The sequence below is a fragment of the Azospirillum aestuarii genome, assembly GCF_016632405.1.
GTDB classification, from domain to species: domain Bacteria; phylum Pseudomonadota; class Alphaproteobacteria; order Azospirillales; family Azospirillaceae; genus Azospirillum; species Azospirillum aestuarii.
The window spans coordinates 139420-158410 of sequence record NZ_JAEPIV010000006.1; the positions used below are offsets into that span (position 1 = coordinate 139420).

Annotated in this window: 21 protein-coding genes; 11 read left to right on the top strand and 10 right to left on the bottom strand. The window is 69.9% G+C overall.

Translation table 11 applies throughout. The annotated features are described in order from the left end of the window. The first annotated feature begins 161 nt into the window (after positions 1-161). The 4 genes from ccoG (at position 162) to JJL56_RS14315 (ending at position 4231) form a co-directional block, all read left to right on the top strand. The gene (ccoG, locus tag JJL56_RS14300) at positions 162-1625 is read left to right on the top strand and encodes a cytochrome c oxidase accessory protein CcoG (RefSeq protein WP_145625682.1); all 1464 of its coding nucleotides are present in this window, start codon (positions 162-164) and stop codon (positions 1623-1625) included. Positions 1626-1657: 32 nt separating this feature from the next. Further along, complete coding sequence (gene mog, locus JJL56_RS14305; RefSeq protein ID WP_200485467.1) at positions 1658-2197, top strand: molybdopterin adenylyltransferase; 540 nt, start codon at positions 1658-1660, stop codon at positions 2195-2197. A 128-nt stretch (positions 2198-2325) separates the two neighbouring features. Further along, a complete protein-coding gene (locus JJL56_RS14310) occupies positions 2326-2892 on the top strand; it encodes a hypothetical protein (protein WP_145625680.1) in 567 nt (188 codons plus the stop codon). 130 nt (positions 2893-3022) lie between these two features. Then, positions 3023-4231 carry an NnrS family protein gene (locus JJL56_RS14315; RefSeq protein WP_200485468.1) on the top strand — a complete coding sequence of 403 codons (1209 nt, stop codon included), beginning with the start codon at positions 3023-3025 and terminating at the stop codon, positions 4229-4231. Here the strand turns inward: JJL56_RS14315 and JJL56_RS14320 are convergent. Continuing rightward, the gene (locus tag JJL56_RS14320) at positions 4183-4941 is read right to left on the bottom strand and encodes an HAD family hydrolase (protein WP_145625678.1); all 759 of its coding nucleotides are present in this window, start codon (positions 4939-4941) and stop codon (positions 4183-4185) included. The genes JJL56_RS14315 and JJL56_RS14320 overlap by 49 nt on opposite strands. Positions 4942-5123: 182 nt before the next feature. Between JJL56_RS14320 and JJL56_RS14325 the strand changes: the two genes are divergently transcribed. Further along, entirely contained in the window at positions 5124-5264 is a 141-nt protein-coding gene (locus JJL56_RS14325) for a hypothetical protein (RefSeq protein ID WP_170295928.1), read from the top strand. Between the two features lie 166 nt (positions 5265-5430). Next, positions 5431-6309, top strand: a complete 879-nt coding sequence (locus JJL56_RS14330; protein WP_200485469.1) for a class I SAM-dependent methyltransferase — start codon at positions 5431-5433, stop codon at positions 6307-6309. Here the strand turns inward: JJL56_RS14330 and JJL56_RS14335 are convergent. The 5 genes from JJL56_RS14335 to JJL56_RS14355 form a co-directional block, all read right to left on the bottom strand. Continuing rightward, positions 6284-7276, bottom strand: coding sequence for a threonine ammonia-lyase (locus JJL56_RS14335; protein ID WP_200485470.1), 993 nt, complete (start codon positions 7274-7276; stop codon positions 6284-6286). The genes JJL56_RS14330 and JJL56_RS14335 overlap by 26 nt on opposite strands. A 3-nt stretch (positions 7277-7279) precedes the next feature. Then, positions 7280-8035, bottom strand: a complete 756-nt coding sequence (locus JJL56_RS14340; RefSeq protein WP_200485471.1) for an SDR family oxidoreductase — start codon at positions 8033-8035, stop codon at positions 7280-7282. Positions 8036-8041: 6 nt separating this feature from the next. Continuing rightward, on the bottom strand, positions 8042-8908 hold the full coding sequence (locus JJL56_RS14345) for an NAD(P)-dependent oxidoreductase (protein WP_200485472.1): 867 nt from the start codon (positions 8906-8908) through the stop codon (positions 8042-8044). A 101-nt stretch (positions 8909-9009) separates the two neighbouring features. Beyond that, complete coding sequence (locus tag JJL56_RS14350) at positions 9010-10143, bottom strand: NnrS family protein (protein WP_200485473.1); 1134 nt, start codon at positions 10141-10143, stop codon at positions 9010-9012. Positions 10144-10157: 14 nt separating this feature from the next. Beyond that, positions 10158-10526 carry a winged helix-turn-helix transcriptional regulator gene (locus JJL56_RS14355; protein WP_145625672.1) on the bottom strand — a complete coding sequence of 123 codons (369 nt, stop codon included), beginning with the start codon at positions 10524-10526 and terminating at the stop codon, positions 10158-10160. 118 nt (positions 10527-10644) lie between these two features. Here JJL56_RS14355 and JJL56_RS14360 point away from each other — a divergent pair, with 118 nt between their 5' ends. From JJL56_RS14360 to JJL56_RS14370, 3 genes are all read left to right on the top strand, one after another. Next, complete coding sequence (locus JJL56_RS14360) at positions 10645-11658, top strand: zinc-binding alcohol dehydrogenase family protein (protein ID WP_200485474.1); 1014 nt, start codon at positions 10645-10647, stop codon at positions 11656-11658. A 199-nt stretch (positions 11659-11857) separates the two neighbouring features. Beyond that, positions 11858-12514: a ribulose-phosphate 3-epimerase gene (rpe, locus tag JJL56_RS14365; protein WP_200485475.1), complete on the top strand. Its 657-nt coding sequence runs from the start codon at positions 11858-11860 to the stop codon at positions 12512-12514. A gap of 144 nt (positions 12515-12658) precedes the next feature. Continuing rightward, the gene (locus JJL56_RS14370; protein WP_109072137.1) at positions 12659-12916 is read left to right on the top strand and encodes a GlsB/YeaQ/YmgE family stress response membrane protein; all 258 of its coding nucleotides are present in this window, start codon (positions 12659-12661) and stop codon (positions 12914-12916) included. A gap of 92 nt (positions 12917-13008) precedes the next feature. Here JJL56_RS14370 and JJL56_RS14375 read toward each other — a convergent pair whose 3' ends face one another. The 3 genes from JJL56_RS14375 to JJL56_RS14385 all read right to left on the bottom strand — a co-directional run bounded on the left by JJL56_RS14375 (position 13009) and on the right by JJL56_RS14385 (position 15210). Further along, positions 13009-13788, bottom strand: coding sequence for a PhyR family response regulator anti-anti-sigma factor (locus tag JJL56_RS14375; protein WP_145625669.1), 780 nt, complete (start codon positions 13786-13788; stop codon positions 13009-13011). 194 nt (positions 13789-13982) lie between these two features. Next, the gene (locus JJL56_RS14380) at positions 13983-14384 is read right to left on the bottom strand and encodes a thermonuclease family protein (protein WP_145625668.1); all 402 of its coding nucleotides are present in this window, start codon (positions 14382-14384) and stop codon (positions 13983-13985) included. A gap of 127 nt (positions 14385-14511) precedes the next feature. Then, a complete protein-coding gene (locus JJL56_RS14385) occupies positions 14512-15210 on the bottom strand; it encodes an SOS response-associated peptidase (protein WP_200485476.1) in 699 nt (232 codons plus the stop codon). Between the two features lie 140 nt (positions 15211-15350). Between JJL56_RS14385 and JJL56_RS14390 the strand changes: the two genes are divergently transcribed. Both JJL56_RS14390 and JJL56_RS14395 read left to right on the top strand, forming a co-directional pair. Next, complete coding sequence (locus tag JJL56_RS14390) at positions 15351-17669, top strand: xanthine dehydrogenase family protein molybdopterin-binding subunit (protein WP_200485477.1); 2319 nt, start codon at positions 15351-15353, stop codon at positions 17667-17669. 145 nt (positions 17670-17814) lie between these two features. Beyond that, positions 17815-18597 (top strand): EAL domain-containing protein, encoded by a 783-nt coding sequence (locus JJL56_RS14395; RefSeq protein ID WP_247891075.1) that lies wholly within the window; start codon positions 17815-17817, stop codon positions 18595-18597. Positions 18598-18602: 5 nt separating this feature from the next. Here the strand turns inward: JJL56_RS14395 and JJL56_RS14400 are convergent, their stop codons facing one another. Further along, on the bottom strand, positions 18603-18926 hold the full coding sequence (locus JJL56_RS14400) for a hypothetical protein (RefSeq protein WP_200485478.1): 324 nt from the start codon (positions 18924-18926) through the stop codon (positions 18603-18605). Between the last annotated feature and the right edge of the window lie 65 nt (positions 18927-18991).

The following is an 18991-nucleotide window of genomic DNA, read 5'->3' on the forward strand; positions in this document are numbered from 1 at the left end:
ACAGCCCGTAATCCCGGCCGGTCACCAGCGCCGCTGAAAAATCCTTATAACCCATAGGGATTCTTCAAATCCGTTCTCGTCTTGATCCCGATCAAGAGGCGCTCGGGTCCCGTCCGCTATTGTCCGGTCTTGCGTCCCTATCCGGAGCCAAGGCAGACGATATGCCAGACGGAAGCGCTGTCACGCCGGCGAAAGTCCAGTTCTTCGAAAGCCAGAAGAAGATCCACCCGAAGGCCGTCTCCGGACGGTACCGGCGCTGGAAGACCATCCTGACCTGGGTGCTTCTGGCGGCCTTCTTCATCGCCCCCTGGATTCGCTGGGAACGCGGCCCGGACGCGCCGGCCCAGGCGGTCCTGTTCGACATGACGACGCCGCGCTTCTTCGTCTTCTGGATCGAGATCTGGCCGCAGGAGATCTACTACCTCACCGGCGTGCTGATCGTGGCGGCGCTGGGGCTGTTCCTGGCGACGGCGCTGGCCGGGCGCGTGTGGTGCGGCTTCACCTGCCCGCAGACGGTGTGGACCGACCTGTTCGTCTGGATCGAGCGCGCCTTCGAAGGCGACCGGGCGGAGCGCATCCGCCTGGACAAGGCGCCCTGGACCGCCAGGAAGGTCCTGCGCAAGGCCGGGAAGCACGCCGGCTGGCTGGCCCTCTCCGTGGTCACCGGCTTCGGCTTCGTCGCCTTCTTCACCGACGCGCCGCGGCTCGCCGTCGATCTGCTGACCTTCAACGCGACCTACGAGGCGGCGGGCTTCTTCGCGCTGTTCGCGGGCATGACCTACGTCATGGCCGGCTGGACGCGCGAGCAGATGTGCTACTACATGTGCCCGTGGCCGCGCATCCAGACCGCCATGCTGGACGAGCACAGCCTCGTCGTCACCTACGACACGCTGCGCGGCGACACCCGCGGCCCGAAGCGCAAGTCGCAGAGCTGGGACGAGCGCCGGACCAAGGGCTTCGGCGACTGCATCGACTGCGGCCAGTGCGTGCAGGTCTGCCCGGTCGGCGTCGACATCCGCACCGGCGAGCAGGCGGACTGCATCAATTGCGGCCTGTGCGCCGACGCCTGCGACAACATCATGGTGTCGCAGGAGTTGCCGAAGGGGCTGATCCGCTTCGACAGCCTGGCCGCCCAGGACACCCGTGCCCAGGGTAAGACCTACCAGTGGCGGCTGATCCGCCCGCGCACCATCGTCTACGGCCTGCTGATGCTGGTGATCACCGGCGCTATGGCCTGGAGCTACGCGCTGCGCCCCCGGCTGGACATCGCCGTGCAGCGCGACCGCGCGCCGCTGTTCGTCACGCTCCAGGACGGCACCATCCGCAACGCCTACACCTTCAAGGTCTCCAACAAGACCCGCCAGGACCGCTCCTACACGCTGGCCGCCGCCGGCATCGCCGGTGCCGAGGTGAAGGTGGTGGGCGAGCGCGACGAGGACAGCGGCAGCGCGGTCAGCCACATCTCCGCCTCCCCGGACAGCGTGGCGACCTACCGCGTCTACGTCACGGTGCCGCGCGAATCCGTGCCGGACGCCTCCACCCCGGTCACCTTCCAATTGACCGACACCAACAACGGCGACCGGGACAGCTACAAGAGCGTGTTCCTCGCGCCGGGCAGCAAGTAAGCCTGCCGGACATTCCATAAGGACCGCCGCCCATGACCTCCGCAAAGCCCGCCCGCATCGGCATCGTCACCGTGTCCGACCGGGCCAGCCGGGGCATCTACGAGGACAAGGGCGGCCCGGCCATCCGGGAGGAGCTGGACCGCATCGTCGCCTCCCCCTGGGAGCCGGTGGCCCGCGTCATACCCGACGACCGCGAGGGCATCGCCGCCACCCTGATCGAGCTGGCCGACCGGGAGCGCTGCGACCTGATCGTCACCACCGGCGGCACCGGCCCCGCCCTCCGCGACGTGACGCCGGAGGCGACGGAGCAGGTCTGCGAAAAGATGATGCCCGGCTTCGGCGAACTGATGCGCTCGGTCAGCCTGACCGTGGTGCCGACCGCCATCCTGTCGCGCCAGACCGCGGGAATCCGCGGCGGCAGCCTGATCGTGAACCTTCCGGGCAAGCCTTCGGCCATTCACGACTGTCTGATGGCGGTCTTCCCGGCAATTCCGTATTGCCTCGATCTGATCGGCGCGGCGCGCATCGACACTGACCCATTGGTCTGCAAGGCATTCCGCCCGAAATCCTGAGCTTTTGCCTATACCCTTTTTGCGCGTGCGGAGAGGAATACCATACGCATGGCCATGTTGCCTTGCGGGAACCCGTGCTCACCTTTTCGTTCGAGGGGAGCGGGGTCCCCGATCAAGGTGAGCCAGCCATGCTGTTCGATTTCGAGCCTTCGGGCATCAACGACACCTATCTGCGCCTGACCCGGCGCGGTGTTTCCTGCATCGTCGCTCCGGCCGGGGCGTGGAACGGGTTGCTTCGGGTCAACTACATCGTCGCCGGGTCGCCCGGCGGCGTCGATCCGCACATGATCTACCGCTGCCTGGACATCGGGTGGGACGACGGACGCTTTTGCTGGAAAGGCCGCGCCGCCCCGGTGATGACCACCTCCGCCATGGTGGACATCCTGCAGGAACGCGGTCTCGTCACCAACGGCGAGGCCGAGCGGCTGCTGTTCGGCATCAACAGCCCGGCGTCGGGCGGCTCGACAGACGAGACGCTGATCGCCCGCGCCATGCTTCTGGGCTGCACCTTCTCGCCGATCTATGAAGACGCTCCGCTGAGCAGCGGCCCGCCGCGCGTGGGCGGTTTCGCCCTGCGCACCCTGGCCGATCCCGGCGCCTTCGTTCTGACGGCCCGCGACGGGCTTCCCGTGCTGGACGCGCCCGCCCGCGATGCGCTGAAACGTCTGATGGCCGAAAACGGCATCACGGTCTGACGGCGGCTTTTTTCTCCAACGTGCCAGATTTTTGTTTGGAGGGATTCTGTTTGACGGTGGTCAAAGAAGGGTGACCGCCCCCGGCGCAGTGTGACGGCATGACCGATGCCTCCAACGCGCGGGGAACGCCATGACCAGTTCCGTTGCCGACCAGCCGGACCGCCCTCCGGTCCCCCTGATCTTCGCTTATGGGTTCCGGCCCTTCTTCCTGCTGTCCGGCCTTGCCGCGCCCGTCCTGCTGGCCGCCTGGATCGCCGTGCTGGCGACCGGGTCCTGGCCGGACGGCGCTGTCCCGGCGGCCTCCTGGCACGCGCACGAGATGCTGTTCGCCTTCGTGGTCGCCGCCGTGGCCGGCTTCCTGCTGACCGCGGTGCCGAGCTGGACGGGCACCAAGGCGTTGTCCGGCTGGCCGCTGGCCGGCCTGACGGCGCTGTGGCTGGCCGGGCGGGTGGCGCTGCTGCCCTTTATCGGCGTGCCGCTGCCGATCGCTGCCATCCTCGACCTCGCCTTCCTGCCGGCGCTCGGCGTCGCGCTGGCCGGACCGCTGGTGGCGGCGGGCAAGATCCGCAACACCGCCTTCCTCGCCCTGCTGGGCCTGCTGACCGCGGCCAACCTGCTGTTCCATCTGGACTGGCTGGGCGTGCTGCCCGCCGGCACCGCGCTGGGCGAGACGCTGGCCATCGGCGTGGTGCTGATGATGATCGCGGTGATCGGTGGGCGCATCGTCCCGGCCTTCACCCGCAACGCCCTGCGGCTGCGCGGGCTGGACGGCACCGTCGTCTCCCGCCCCTGGGTGGAGAAGGTGACGCTCGTCTCGACCCTGCTGATGATCCCCGCCGACCTCGCTCTGCCGGGCACCGCCATTGCCGGCCTGCTGGCGCTCGTCGCGGCCCTCGCCCACGCCATGCGGCTGGCCGGTTGGCAGCCGGCGAAGACGCTCGACCAGCCGATCCTGTGGGTGCTGCATCTCGGCTACGCCTGGGTGCCGGCGGCGCTGGCGCTGAAGGCCGCGCATCTGCTGGGGGCGGGCGTGGAAAGCTCCGCCTGGGTCCATGCCCTGACGGCGGGGGCCTTCGCCACGATGATCCTGGCGGTGATGACGCGCGCCACGCTCGGCCACACCGGGCGGATGCTGGTGGTGACCCGCCCGACCGTGGCCGGCTACATCCTGCTGACCGCCGCAGCACTGCTGCGGGTGCTGGCCCCCGAGCTGCCGGGCGGCCTCTACTGGACCGCCCTGGAGGGCGCCGGTGCTGCCTGGATCGCGGCCTTCGCCTGCTATCTGTACGTCTACGCGCCCATCCTGCTCGCCCCGCGGGCCGACGGCCGCCCCGGCTGAGGTCCGCCGGGCTGAAGAAGGCCCATGGCGCGTGGGCTGCGTTTCCCGATGAGGCTGGTGGCGAAGCGGCGCTGGAGGTCTTCCGGATCACGGAAGATCTCCGCGCAGCCGGCCTTGCGCAGATCCTGCTCCGCGAAGCCGCCGCACAGAACCCCCACCACGGTCAGCCCGGCCCGCCCCGCGGCCTTGGCGTCCCAGGGGCTGTCGCCGACCACCACCACCTCCGCCGCCGGCAGGCCCAGCCTTTCCAACGCTGCCTCGAAAATGTCCGGATGCGGCTTCGACCGCTCGGCGTCGTCGGACGAGGTCTCCACATCCACCAGATCGCCGATGTCCGCCGCGCGCTTGTAATGCTCCAGTTCGTCCCCCTTGGCGGATGAGGCGAGCGCGATGCGCAACCCCTCGGCGTGAAGATGCTGGAACAGGCCGCGCACCCGGCGGAAGCCGCGGACCTTCGGCATGTACTTTCGGGCGAACAGCTCGTGCCGGAAATGGTCCAGCTCGTCCTCGATGCGGTCCAGATCCTTCTCCGGCACGAAGACCGGCATCAGCTGGTCGCCGCCCTTGCCGATCTGGGAACGCACCGCGTCGAACTCCGCGTGGTAGCCGAAATGCCGGATCGCCTCCACCCAGGCGTGGGCGTGCAGATCCACCGAGTCGACCAATGTGCCGTCCACGTCGAAAATGACGGCCTTCAGAACGCCGCTCATCGCCGCCTCCTCACCATGGGTTGCCCGTGTCTTTGGGGGTATTCCTTCTCGAACAGGCGGCGCGGCACGGCGTTCCTCGGCATGGTGTGCGGTGCGATAGAATTTGTCACATGGACCCGTCATAGCTGTGTTCCGTTCACTCCTTGCACAGGTTGGCCTCACACAGGTCGGGAAGAACGGACATGCCCAAGACGTTGAAGAGCTACGCCTCGCTGATCGGTCGCGCCCGCCACGCCGTCCGGCGCTTCAACCGCCGTCGCGCCCGCCGCGTGCCGATGGAGCATCTCGACCTCGGCCTGTTCCAGAGCGACATCCGGCTGTAGCACCCTCTTAAGGATAGGGACCCGCCAACCGGAGGCGCTCCCTTCACGCTCCGCGGTCCCGCTCCGCCATAGGACTCCCTCTCCGTCCTAGGCGGGCAAGCTGAATGTTTCCGCCGGAATCGGCGCGCTATTGTCGCGCGGTCCATCCAGCGGAGCCTCAGCCCCCATGACCGCCAGTTCTGAAAGCGCCAGCTTCGAGTCCGCCAGTTTCGAAGACCAGTATTTCTCCGGCGCCGCCCTCTACGGCGACGACTTCGACGCGGCCCGGATCGCCGGCTGGTACGGAGTCGAGGCGCGGGACCCGGCGGAGGACTTCGCGCGTACGGCCCCCGAGCGGCCCGGCTACCGCTACGAGTACCACGCGCTGAACCACCGCCACGCCTTCCGCTTCCTGGCCGGGCGGCGCTTCCGGCAGGCGCTGGCCTTCGGCTGCGCCGCGGGGGACGACGTGGCGCCGATCGCCGGGCAGGTGGAACGCTTCCTGGCCGTGGAGCCCATCGAGCGTTTCTGGAAAACCGACATCGCCGGCACCCCCGCGGAGTACCGCCGGCCCACGCTGGGTGGGCGCATCGACTGCGCGGACGGGGCGAACGACCTGACCGTCTGCCTGCACACGCTGCACCACATCCCGAACGCCGGCGCGCTGTTGGCGGAGTTCGCCCGTGTCACCGCGCCCGGCGGGCTGTTCGTCCTGCGCGAGCCAATCAGCACCATGGGCGACTGGCGCCGCCCCCGCCGCGGCCTTACCGCCAACGAGCGCGGCTTCCCCGTCCAGTGGCTGGAGGAGCGCTTCGCCCGGCTGGGCTTCACGGTGCGGCAGCGCCGCTTCTGCTCCTTCCCGCTGACCGAGCGGCTGGGGCCGCTGGTGGGCGTCCGCCTGCCCTACGGCAACCCGCTGCTGGTGCGGCTGGACGAGGCGGCCTGCGCGCTGACGCGGTGGAACATCGCCTACCACCGCGACTCGATCCGCAAGAAGTTCGCCCCCGGCGCCGTCTATTACGTGCTGGAGCGCAACGCCGCTACGACGACGCCAAAGCGTCCGTGAAGGTCGCCGCGTCGACGTTGCCGCCGCTCAGCACCACCGCGACGGTGCGCCCCGCCGCCGGCAGCTTGCCGGTCAGCACGGCGGCCAGCCCGACCGCCCCGCCCGGCTCGACCACCAGCTTCAGCACGGTGAAGGCGTAGGCCATGGCGGCCTTCACCTCGGCGTCGGTGACCGCGAGGCTGCCGGACAGCAGGGTCTTCATCACCGGGAAGGTCAGGGCGCCCGGCGTCGGGGTCAGAAGCGCGTCGCAGATGGAGCGTTGCCCGACGGCATTCTCCACCCGCTCCCCGGCGGCAAGCGAGCGCGCCACGTCGTCGAAGCCCGCCGGCTCCGCCGCCCACAGGCGAGCGTCGGGAAAGCTATGGCGGACCGCCGTGGCGACCCCGGACATCAGCCCGCCGCCGCTGCACGGCGCGATCACGTCGTCAAGACCCGCGCCGATGGCCTGCGCCTGTGCGGCGATCTCCAGCCCGACCGTGCCCTGCCCGGCCATGATCTGCGGGTGGTCGTAGGGTGGTACGGTGGCCGCACCCCGCTCCTCCGCGATGGCCGTGGCAATGGCTTCGCGGCTTTCGGTCCAGCGGTCATAGAGCACCACCTCGGCGCCGTAGCCGCGGGTGTTGGCGATCTTCAGCGCCGGGGCATCGCTGGGCATGACGATGACCGCCGGCATGCCGAGCAGCGCCGCCGCCGCCGCCACGCCCTGGGCGTGGTTGCCCGACGACCAGGCGACCACCCCGCCCCGGCGCTCCTCCGGCGTCAGTTGGGAAAGCCGGTTGAAGGCGCCGCGGAACTTGAAGGAGCCGCTGCGCTGAAGAACCTCCGGCTTCAGCAGCACGCGCCCGCCGACCCGCTCGTTCAGTAGAGCGTTCTCCAGCAGCGGAGTGCGCACGGCGAATCCGTCCAGCCGCTCCGCAGCCTCCACGATGTCCTGATGGCCAATGACGAAGGAACTCGAAGCGGGCATGGCTCAGCGGCCTCCGGAGACGTTGAGAAGGGCACCGGTCACGTAGGACGCGGCGTCGGACAGCAGCCACAGCACGGTCTCGGCCACCTCGTCCGCCGTCCCGGCGCGCCCGGCGGGCGGGATCAAAGCGGGGTTGTCGAGCCGGGTGCCTTTGCCGGGGATGATCTGGATGTCGGTGTCGATCAGGCCGGGCCGCACGCAGTTCACGCGGATGCCCTCCTTCGCCACCTCGCGGGCGAGGCCGACGGTCAGGCTGTCCACCGCGCCCTTGCTGGCCGCATAACCCACATACTCGTTGGGCGAACCCAGCACGGCGGCGATGGAGCCGACGTTGACGATACCGCCACCTTTCCCGCCGTGGCGGGTGGACATGCGGCGCACCGCCTCCCGCGCGCAGAGGACGGCGCCGGTCACGTTGATGTCCAGCATGCGGCGCAGGTCGTCCGGCGCGGCCTCGTCGAGCCGCCCGTAGGGACCGATGATGCCGGCGTTGTTGACCAGCCCGGCGGTGGGGCCGAAGCGGTCCTCCGCCGCGTCGAACAGGGCGCGGATGTCCTCTTCCCGCGCGGCGTCGCCCTGCACGGCCTGGGCCTGCCCGCCGGCCTCGCGGATCGCCGCCAGGGTGGCCTCGGCCGCCTCGGCGTTGCCGATGTAGGAGAAGGTGACGGCGTAGCCGCGCCGCGCCGCCATGCGGGCGACCGCCGCCCCGATGCCCCGGCTGCCCCCGGTGACGACCAGCGATTTTTGTGTCGATGACATGATTTCTCAGCTCTCCTGCGGGTTGCCGGCCAGCCGGTCGAAGATCCGGACGAGCGCGCCGTCGCCCTCGCGCCCCATTCCCACCGCCGCGGCCATGGTGAAGAGTTGCAGGGCGGAGGCGGCCAGCGGGGTCGGCACGGTCAGCCGCCGCGCCGCGTCCATCACGCTTCCCAGATCGGTCCCGACGATGCCCAGCGGCCGTTGCGACGGGATGTGGAAGGGACCGGCGGCGAGGATCTCGGCCAGCCGTTGCGGATCGACACCGGCGCGGACGCCGAAGGCAGTGGCCTCCGCCACCGCGGCGGCGTGGATACCGGTCAGCATCTGCTCCACAGCCTTCACGGCGGAGCCCTGCCCATGCTCGGTGCCGACACGGTGGAGCGTGCCCGACGCGGCGGCGATCAGGTCCGCCGCCCGCGCGAAGGCATCCTCGGGGCCGGAGGCCATCACCACCATGCGCCCTTCCGCCGCGCGCACCGGGCCGCCGCCGACCGGCGCGTCCAGCATCAGCAGGTCCCGCTCGGCGAGGCGGCGCCCGACGGCGGCGGCCATGTCCGGCGGGACGCTGGTGGACAGAACGACCACGCCGCCCCTCGGCAGAGTGCCGGCCACGCCCTCGGCGCCGAACAGCACCTCCTCCGCCTGCTCCGCCGTGGCGACCAGGACGATGACGCGGTCCACCCGGCGCCCGACGTCGGCGGGCGATCCCGCGGCTTCCCCGCCATGGGTGACGAGGCTCATGCATTTGGCGGCATCAAGGTCGCAGCCGACGACCCGGAAGCCGGCGCGGAGCAGCGACAGCGCCACCCCCATGCCCATGGAGCCGAGCCCGACGACGCCCGCGTTGCGGGCCGGTTCCAATGCGTCGCTCATGATCCCCCCTGCGGACGCGCTTGCGTCTCTCCATGGCCCATTGCCGAGGCCGTTGATCGGAGTGTCGGGGGCGCGGCGGGGAGCGTCAAGCGGCGGATGAATCAGGCCCGTATCCGCTTCGGCACGCGCAGCAGCACCCACAGCACCAACAGATGCGCGCCCATCCAGGCCAGCGCCGCCGCGGGCATCAGCAGGTCCGGCGCCGTGCTGGCCGCGGCGACGCGCAGCGCGGCGGCCAGCCCGACCAGAGCGATGGCGGCGGTGGCGGGCCGTGGGAAGTCCGGCGGCATCGCCTCCCGCTGCAAGGTCGCGCGGACCATCATGGAGGCGGCCAGCGTGCCCAGCGCCCCCGCCCCGATCACGTGCCAGCCCGCCCCGCCGGTCAGCGGAGCCAGCCGCTCCACCCCCAGGAACAGCCAGCCGAGCCCGAGCCAGCCATAGCCCAGATGCAGGCTCCACAGGTCCGGACGCTTCAGCACGGCGCCGGTCCGCCAACGCGCCAGACGCGCGAAGGCCGTCACCCCGGCCAGTGCGGCGCCCGCCGCCCCGATCCAGGCCAGCGGACCGGTCGTCCCCCCACCGGTCGTCCCCCCGATGGCGACGGTGAGGGCGGCCAGCACCGCCCCGGCGACGCCCGCCCATTCCAGGCGCGGCTGCACCCGCTCCACCAGCGTTCCGCCCTGCTTGCGGACCTCCCCCGCCGTGGCGGAGGGAATGATGCGTCCGCCCATCACCAGCATCAGGATGCCGACGAGGTGCAGAGCGAACAGAGCGCCCGTCCGCCCGCCGTCGCCGCCCCACCAGACCAGCGCCTCGGCCAGCGCGAAGGCGCCGATCACCGGGCCGAACAGCCTGTTGTGGCCGCTCTTGGCGGCGCGCAGGAAGGGAACGCCAGCCACCACGAAGAGCGCCACCGGGTAGGCCAGCGCCACCGGAGCCGCGACCTCCGGCGGAAGGCCACCCAGCACCGCCAGCCGCCCGGCCAGCCACGCGGCGAAGGCGACGGCCAGCGCCACCCCGGACGGCCGCGTCAGCAGGAAGCCGCCGACCACTGCCAGCGCGTAGCCCATCAGCATCTCGTGCGCGTGCAGCGCCGGGGTCCAGCCGATGCCGAGCCAGCCGAAATAGCCAGCCACCCACAACGGCACGCTGAGCGCCCCGTAGAGGGCGGCGGCGGGAAAGAACAGGCGGTGCCCCCAGGGACGCTGCGGAGGGGGTGGGACGAAGGCTTTCATCACCGATTCCCGCCTTACTCAGCGGCCGCCATGGCGGATGTCGCGGCGGCGGGGCGCAGATGCTCCTCGCCCCAGGCCTTCAGCGCCAGGATGATCGGCTCCAGGCTCCGCCCGCGCGGCGACAGGCTGTATTCGACGCGCGGCGGCACCTCCGCATAGACGGTGCGGACCAGCAGCCCGTCCGCCTCCAGCTCGCGGAGTTGGGTGGTCAGCATGCGCTGTGTAACGTTCGGCACGCGGCGGCGGATCTCGTTGAAGCGCAGCGTGCCGTCCAGCAGATGGTAGAGGATCAGCCCCTTCCACTTCCCGCCGATGAGGGCGAGAACACCCTCCACCGGGCAGCCCGGCGAGCAGTCCAGGTTGGCGTGCGGGATGCGGGCCATCGCGGTATCCTTTTCGACACTATGTGCGTTTCATGTGCATTCTTGCGCCCTGGTGCTGCAAGGCGCAAGTCTGTCGGCAGAGCACAATACGCCGCAACCAGCACAAGGACTTGAGGCCATGCGCGCCGTCGCCTTCAGCCAATCCCTTCCCATCGACACCCCCGACGCCCTGATCGACGTCGAGCGTCCCCGCCCCGAGCCCCAGGGCCGCGATCTGCTGGTCGCGATCGAGGCCGTCTCGGTCAACCCCGTGGACACCAAGGTCCGCCGCAACATGCCGCCGGCGCCGGGTGCCATGAAGGTGCTGGGCTGGGACGCCGCCGGCACCGTGGTCGCCGCCGGGCCGCAGGCCACCCTGTTCAAGCCGGGCGACGCCGTCTTCTACGCCGGGGCCATCGACCGCGACGGCACCAACGCCGAGTTCCATCTGGTGGACGAGCGCATCGTCGGGCCGAAGCCGGCCAGCCTCGATTTCGCCCAGGCCGCCGCGCTGCCGCTGACCAGCATCACCGCGTGGGAGGCGATGTTCGACCGGCTGGACGTCCGGCGCCCGGTGCCGGGGGCGGCCAACGCCATCCTGATCGTCGGCGGGGCCGGCGGCGTCGGCTCGATCGCCATCCAGTTCGCCCGGCAACTGACCGATCTGACGGTCATCGCCACCGCCTCACGCGAGGAGACGCAGGCCTGGTGCCGCGACCTGGGCGCCCATCACGTCATCGATCACCGCAAGCCGCTGGCCGCGCAGGTCGAGGCGTTGGGCATCGGCGCCCCGGCCTTCGTCTTCTCGACCAACGACACCGGCGCCCATCTGCCGGAGATCGCCGCCCTGATCGCTCCGCAGGGCCGCGTCGCTTTGATCGACGATCCGGCTGGGCTGGACGTCATGGTGCTGAAGCGCAAGAGCGTGTCGCTGCACTGGGAGTTCATGTTCACCCGCCCGCTGTTCGGCACCGCCGACATCGCCGCCCAGCACGCTCTGCTCGGCGAGCTGTCGCGCCTCGTGGACGCCGGCACGGTCCGCACGACGCTGGCCGAGACGTTCGGCACCATCAACGCCGCCAACCTGACGCGCGCCCACGCCCTGCTCGAAAGCGGGCGGGCCAAGGGCAAGATCGTGCTGGCCGGCTTCTGATCCGCGCCTTGCCTTTTGGACGGGGGACGGTCAGTCTCCCGCCCCAATTTTCCGGCGACCCGGGATTGAAGCCCGGCTGCAAACCGGCCTGACGGCGAAGACGGGCGGCGAGAGGGGTTGGGGCGGCGGGGGAGCCATGATATGGGAAGGCGGATTTTCCACCGCCCTTCCCGCACCGTTCACGCCAAGGATTTCCGCCATGCGCCCGGTCAAGATCGCTCCGTCCATCCTCTCCGCCGATTTCGCCCGGCTGGGCGAGGAAGTGCGCGCCGTCGATGCGGCGGGCGCCGACTACATCCACATCGACGTGATGGACGGCCATTTCGTCCCCAACATCACCATCGGCCCGGCGGTGGTCAAGGCGCTGCGCCCGCACACGGCGAAGCCCTTCGACGTTCATCTGATGATCTCCCCGGTGGACCCCTTCGTCGCCGCCTTCGCCGAGGCCGGCGCCGACATCATCACCGTCCATCCGGAAGCCGGCGCGCACGTCCACCGCACCATCCAGCTCATCAAGTCGCTGGGCAAGAAGGCCGGTCTGTCGCTGAACCCGGCCACCCCGCTGGAAGCCGTCGACTATCTGCTGGAAGACCTCGATCTGGTGCTGGTCATGACGGTCAACCCGGGCTTCGGCGGCCAGAGCTTCATCGCCAGCCAGCTTCCCAAGATCCATGAGCTGCGCCGCCGCATCGACGCGCTGGGCAAGCCCATCGACCTCCAGGTGGACGGCGGCATCAACGGCGAGACCGCCCGCATCGCCATCGAGGCGGGGGCCGACGTGCTGGTCGCCGGAACCGCCACCTTCACCGGCGGGCCGGACCGCTACGCCGCCAACATCCGCGCGCTGCGGAGCTGATATCCGCCCCCACCCCTCTTCCTCCCGGCCATGCTCCAGGTGGGTTTATCCGCAAGAGGGTCCTCCTTCGGGCAGAACCAAACGCCGTTTTGGGCGTTATGGCTGCGTGGGATCGAGGACATCGATACTGGAGGGAGAGAGGTTATGGGTATTCTCTGGACGATCATCATCGGCTTCCTGGCCGGCATCGTCGCTAAGTTCCTGATGCCGGGCCGCGATCCGGGCGGCTTCATCATCACCACGCTGCTCGGCATCGCAGGTGCCTTCGTCGCCACCTATCTGGGCGAGGCCGTGGGCTGGTACCGGGCGGGCGAGGGGGCCGGCTTCATCGGCGCCATCGTCGGCGCCATCGTCATCCTGGCCATCTACCGCATGATCGCCGGGCGCCGGACCACCGTGTGACCCGACGGTAACACGGCAGCGCACACGCAAAGGGCGGCCAGACGGGGCCGCCCTTTCGTTTTCAAGCCGAACCTCGATCGACGAACCGCTATCTACGCCAGGGCCACCGGGCTCGGCATGAAGACCGCGCGGGAGATCGCGGCCTGGATCGTCTCGTTGGTGAAGGGCTTGCGGACGATCTGTCCGAGATGGCGGGCGTCCGCCTCCTCCAGATCGCCGTCGAAGGCGGTGACGAAAATGGTCCGCATGGCGCGCTTCTGGCGCAGACGGCGGGCGACCTCGACCCCGCTGCCGCCGTCGGCCAGCCGGACGTCCAGCAGCGCCAGCGTCGGCTTCTCGGCCTCCAGCAGTTCCAGGGCCTCCTGCTCGTTGTTGGCGGTGCCGCAGACGACATGGCCCATGTCGGTGACCAGGGAGCCGATCTCCATCGCCAGGATCGGGTTGTCCTCGACCACCAGAACCCGCTGGGTCAGGGCGTTGCGCACCTTGTCGCGGGCGACGGTCAGCCGGTCCTGGCCCTCCGGCGCGGGGATCTGCAGCACCTGGGCGGCTTCGGGAACCGTCAGCCCTTCCAGCGTGATCAGCAGATACATGCGCCGCTCGCCTTCCGGCAGGGACGCCAGCGCCCGTTCGATGGGATGCGGCGACGGGGTTGGTCGCCCGTCCGCATCCTCGTCGAACAGCAGATTCAGCAGGGCGTAAAGCGGCACCCGCGCCCCGGCTTCCAGCCCGAAGCGGGACGGGGCCATCACGGCGACCTCGACGCAGCGCGTCACGAGATCGTCACCGCGTTCGGTCGCTCCGGTCAGAGCGCGCGCGTAGCGGCGCAGATAGGGGAGATGATCGTAGAGCTGGCGTGCGTAGACTCGCATGACCCGTTCTTCCGCGCCGGTGAGTGGGTCCGTCCGGCCTTTGGCACCGAGGGGCGCTGGCCGGTCGGCTTGATTCATAACTTGTTAACACTCTGAAACACTACCACGCCCCCCAAGGAGGGCGAACCGAAAAAAAGGCAGAGTTCCCCTTCCTCCGTTGGCAGAGTCCGCATGGCCGATGCCGACCGGCGGACCTACCGCGCCTGCTCCCGTTGCTGGCGCGACCGCCATTGCCAGGGCTTCTCCACCCGACCCGCCCACAAGCCCAGCCGGCGGCTCTGCGCGAAGGCCTCGCTGGAGGCGTAGGCCGGCGACAGGCTGCGGTAGGCGAAGGCCCAGCCGCGCGACACCATGGCCGCCCCCAGATCGACGCCGAGCACCCGGCATTCGCCCATCTGTTGCCCGTTGCGGTCCCGTTCGGCGATGGTGCAGGTCACCTCCTGGTCCTTGATCAGGCTGGCCAGCACCGCCGTGGCGATGCGGAAGCAATCAAGCTCGTGCCCGTAACGGTTACGGCATTTCTGCCCGACGTCGGGGGCGTCGATCCCCATGAGGCGAACCGGCGCGCCCTTGACGGACAGCAGGTCGCCCTCCATGGCGACACCCAGTCCTTTTAACGTTTCATTGGGAGTGTTGGCGACCTTGCCTTTGGTCGTCCCTCCCTGGGCATACACTGTTGCGGTTGAGCCAATGAGAAGAATCGCCACCAAAGGAGCGAGCCACTCAGAACAGGGTCGGCGCGTCATCGGGCGGTGCATCGTCCAAGGGAGCCGCGCAGGCGTCATCGTCGTTGCGCACATTGTTGACGCGCGGTCCCACCGCATAGGCCTCCAGCAGCGCGTCGGACGCCGGCTTCAGAAGCCCCTCCAGCACCGGCAGCGGGGCGGCGGGGTCCAGCCACAGGTCCCAGTCCGTCTCGTCCAGGATCACCGGCATGCGCTCGTGCAGCGGCTTCAGCACGGCGTTCGCCGTCGTGGTGACGATGGTCAGCGTCTCCAGGGGCTCTGGGAGTGCCGGGCCACCCTTCGGGCCGTTCCAGCGCTCCCACAGGCCGGCAAAGGCGAAGGGCGCGCGGTCGCGGCGGCGGATGGCGTAGCCCCGCTTGCGCTTGCCCTCGGCCTTCCACTCATAGAATCCGTCCACGGGAACCAGGCAGCGCCGCTTGCGGAACGAATCCCGGAAGGACGGCTTCTCGGCCACCGTCTCGCCGCGCGCGTTGATCAGCCGCGCGCCGATGGACGGGTCGTCCGCCCAGAATGGAACAAGGCCCCAGCGCAGGGTCGCCAGATGGCGCCCATCCTCCTCCCGCCGCACGGCGGGCACCGGCTGGGTGGGGGCCACGTTCCAGCGCGGCTGGAGGTTCGGCAGTTCGGGGAAGCCGAACAGCCGCTGAACCTCCGCGGCCGGCGTGGCGAGTATCATGCGTCCGCACATGGCCTAAGAATAGGCGGCCCGGCGTCGCCACGCCACCGCCGGCTTATGCCCTACCGAGGGTTTTCGCCGGCCAAGGCTCCGCCTATCTTCTCCGGGTGTCTCTCCACGCGACAGGAAAGCCCCGCCCCATGATGAAGTTCGGCATCGGCCAGCCGGTCCCCCGCACCGAAGACGCACGCCTGCTGACCGGCGGCGGGCTCTACACGGACGACGTGTCGCTTCCCGGCCAGACCTACGCCGCCTTCGTGCGCTCCCCCCACGCGCACGCCGACATCCGCGGGATCGACGCGGCGGAGGCGGCGGCGCAGCCGGGGGTGCTCGGCGTCTTCACCGTCGCCGACCTGGAGGCGGACGGCATCCAGCCGATCCCCTGCGCCGCGGCGCTGAGCCAGCGCGACGGCTCCCCCTACGTCGCCCCGCCCCGCCCGGCGCTGGCCAAGGGGCGGGTGCGCCATGTCGGCGATCCTGTCGCCGTGGTGGTGGCGGAGACGCTGGAGGCCGCCCGCGACGCGGCGGAGCTGGTGATGGTCGATTACGACGACCGGCCCGCCGTCACCGGCACGGCGGAGGCGCTGGAGCCGGACCGTCCGCAGGTGTGGGGCGAGGCGCCGGGCAACCTCTGCTTCGACTGGGAGCAGGGCGAGGAGGCGGCGGTGGACGCCGCGCTCACCAGGGCCGCCCGCGTGGTGGAGTTGGAGATCGTCAACAACCGCGTCGTCGCCAACCCGATGGAGGGCCGCGCCTGCCTCGCCGCGGTGGAGGCGGAGACCGGGCGGCTGGTCATTTACGTCACCAGCCAGGGCGTGCACGGGCTGCGCAAGCAGTTCGCCCAGCTGTTCGGCCTGCCGGAATCCAAATTCCGCGTCGTCACCACCGACGTCGGCGGCGGCTTCGGCATGAAGCTGTTCAACTACCCGGAATACATGGTCTGCCTGTTCGCCGCGCGCCGCCTGAACCGGCCCGTGAAATGGGCGGCCGAGCGGACGGAGGGGTTCCTCAGCGACGACCACGGGCGCGACCATGTCAGCCGCGCCCGGCTCGCGCTGGACGGCGACGGGCGCTTCCTCGGCCTGCGGGTGGACACGGTCGCCAATCTCGGGGCTTATCTGTCGAACTACGGCCCCTTCATCCCGACCGACGCCGGGTCGGCGATGCTCGTCGGCTCCTACACCACGCCCACGGTTTATGTGCGGGTGAAGGGCGTCTTCACCAACACCCAGCCGGTGGACGCCTACCGCGGCGCCGGGCGGCCGGAGGCGGCCTACCTGCTGGAGCGGCTGATCGACCACGCCGGGCGCGTCACCGGCCTCGGCCCGGCGGAGATCCGGCGGCGCAACTTCATCCCGTCCGCCGCCATGCCCTACGCCACGCCGATGGGCCAGACCTACGACACCGGCGAGTTCGAGCAGAATCTGCGCGACGGGCTGGAGCTGTCCGATTATGCCGGCCTGCCCGCCCGCAAGGCGGCGGCGAAGGCGCGCGGGAAATTGCGCGGGGCTGGCATCGCCACCTACATCGAGGCCTGCGCGGGCGGTGGCGCGGAGCAGGCGACGGTGCAGGTCAACGGCGACGGGCGCATCGTCCTGATGATCGGCACCCAGACCAACGGCCAGGGGCACGAGACCGCCTACAAGCAGATCATCGCCGACCGGCTGGGCGTCCCGCCGGAGGATGTCGAGGTCGTGCAGGGCGACACCGACCGCGTGTCCTGGGGGGCCGGCACCGGCGGTTCCCGCTCCGTCCCGGTGGGCGGGGCGGCGCTGGCCGAGGGTGCCGCGCGGGTTGTGACCAAGGCGACCGCGGTCGCCGCCGACCTGCTGGAGACCGCCACGGTGGACGTGGAGTTCGTCGAGGGCCGCTTCAGCGTCGTCGGCACCGACCGCAGCGTCTCCTTCAAGGAGGTGGCCGCCAAAGCCGCCGCGCAAGGCTCGATCGCCTTCACCGAGGTGGCCCGCTGGACCCCGCCGGCCAACACCTTCCCCAACGGTTGCCATGTGGCGGAGGTCGAGGTCGATCCCGACACCGGCGTGGTCGAGGTCGTCGGCTACACCGTCGTGGACGATTTCGGCACGGTGGTGAACCCGCTGCTGGTCATGGGGCAGGTCCATGGCGGCGTCGCCCAGGGCATCGGGCAGGCGCTTCAGGAACGAGTGGTCTTCGATCCGGACAGCGGCCAGCTTCTCAGCGGGTCCTTTATGGACTACCAGATGCCCCGCGCGGTCGACGTGCCGGACATCCACATCAAGCTGAACTGCGTGCCGAGCACCACCAACGCGCTGGGCATGAAGGGCGCCGGCGAGGCCGGGGCCATCGGCGCGCCGCCCGCGGTCATCAACGCCCTGATGGACGCGCTGTCGGATTACGGCATCGAGCACATCGACATGCCGGCGACCCCGCTCTCCGTTTGGACGGCGATCCAGGCGCGCAGCAAAGCCGCCGCGGAGTAACCAAGACACAAACGATGAAGAACGGAGTAGTGACGTCATAGGCCCAATTTCCAGACCCGATGTCACACCTTGCTTTGAATAAATTTGAGACAACATACGCACTATAAAGAGTTAAACATAGAATCACCCCACGAAAGAAACGGGCATGACGGCGGAGCGGATCAAGGGCGGCGGGTGCGGCGGGTTGTGCACCGAGGGTTTGGGGTTCGACTTCACCATGGCCTTCCAGCCGATCGTCGATGTCGCGAGCGGGCGGCCCTGGGCGCACGAGGCGCTGGTGCGCGGTCTCGACGGACAGGGGGCCGGCTGGGTGCTGGGCCAGGTGACCGAGGCCAACCGCTACGCCTTCGATCAGGCCTGCCGGGTCAAGGCCATCGAGTTGGCAGCTTGGCTGGGGATGGGCCAGCAGGCCGACACCCGGCTGTCGATCAATTTCCTGCCCAACGCCGTCTACCAGCCCGAAGCCTGCATCCGCGCCACGCTGGCCGCCGCCAGGCGCACCGGCTTCCCGCCGGAGCGCATCATCTTCGAGGTGACGGAGAACGAGCGGGTCGTCGACGGCGCCCATCTGAAGGCCATCTTCACCGAATACAAGCGCCAGGGATTCCACACCGCCATCGACGATTTCGGGTCGGGCTATTCCGGCCTGAACCTGCTCGCCGAATTCCAGCCCGACATCATCAAGCTGGACATGGAATTGACCCGCGCCATCGACACCGACCGCGCCCGCCGCAGCATCGTCGGCGCGATTCTCACCGTGTGCCGCGACCTGGGGATCACCCCGGTGGCGGAGGGCATCGAAACGCCGGGCGAGGCGAAGGCGCTGCGCGATCTCGGGATCACGCTGATGCAGGGTTATCTGTTCGCCCGTCCGGCGGTGGAACGGCTGGTGTCGCCCGCCATGGATTTCGAACCGGCGGTGGCCTGAGCGGGCTACGGCATCCGCGGGCGGCGCACCGCTCGCGGCCGGGGCGCGGCGTAACGCCCCCTTTGCTCGGTCGCGAGGGTCAGCGCCTCATGCGCGATCAGGCGGCGGTAGTCGCGGTCCACCCGCGAGAACATGGCGAAGGCAAACTTCACCGCGTCGGGGGTCGGGCTTGTGGCCGCCTCGCGGAGCGCGTTGCGCAGCATGCGCAGTTCCAGCACGCCTTTGACGCAGATGCGCTCGACCGCCTGAGCCAGGATGTCGATCGAACACAGGGACGCCTCGTCGTCGAGTCGGTACTGCACCCGTCCCTCGCAAGGAAGAACCGTCACGAACCGGCCGGGTTCTAGCTTGGGTTGGGCGGGAATGCCAGCGTTTCGGTGAGGTGGCGGGGGGA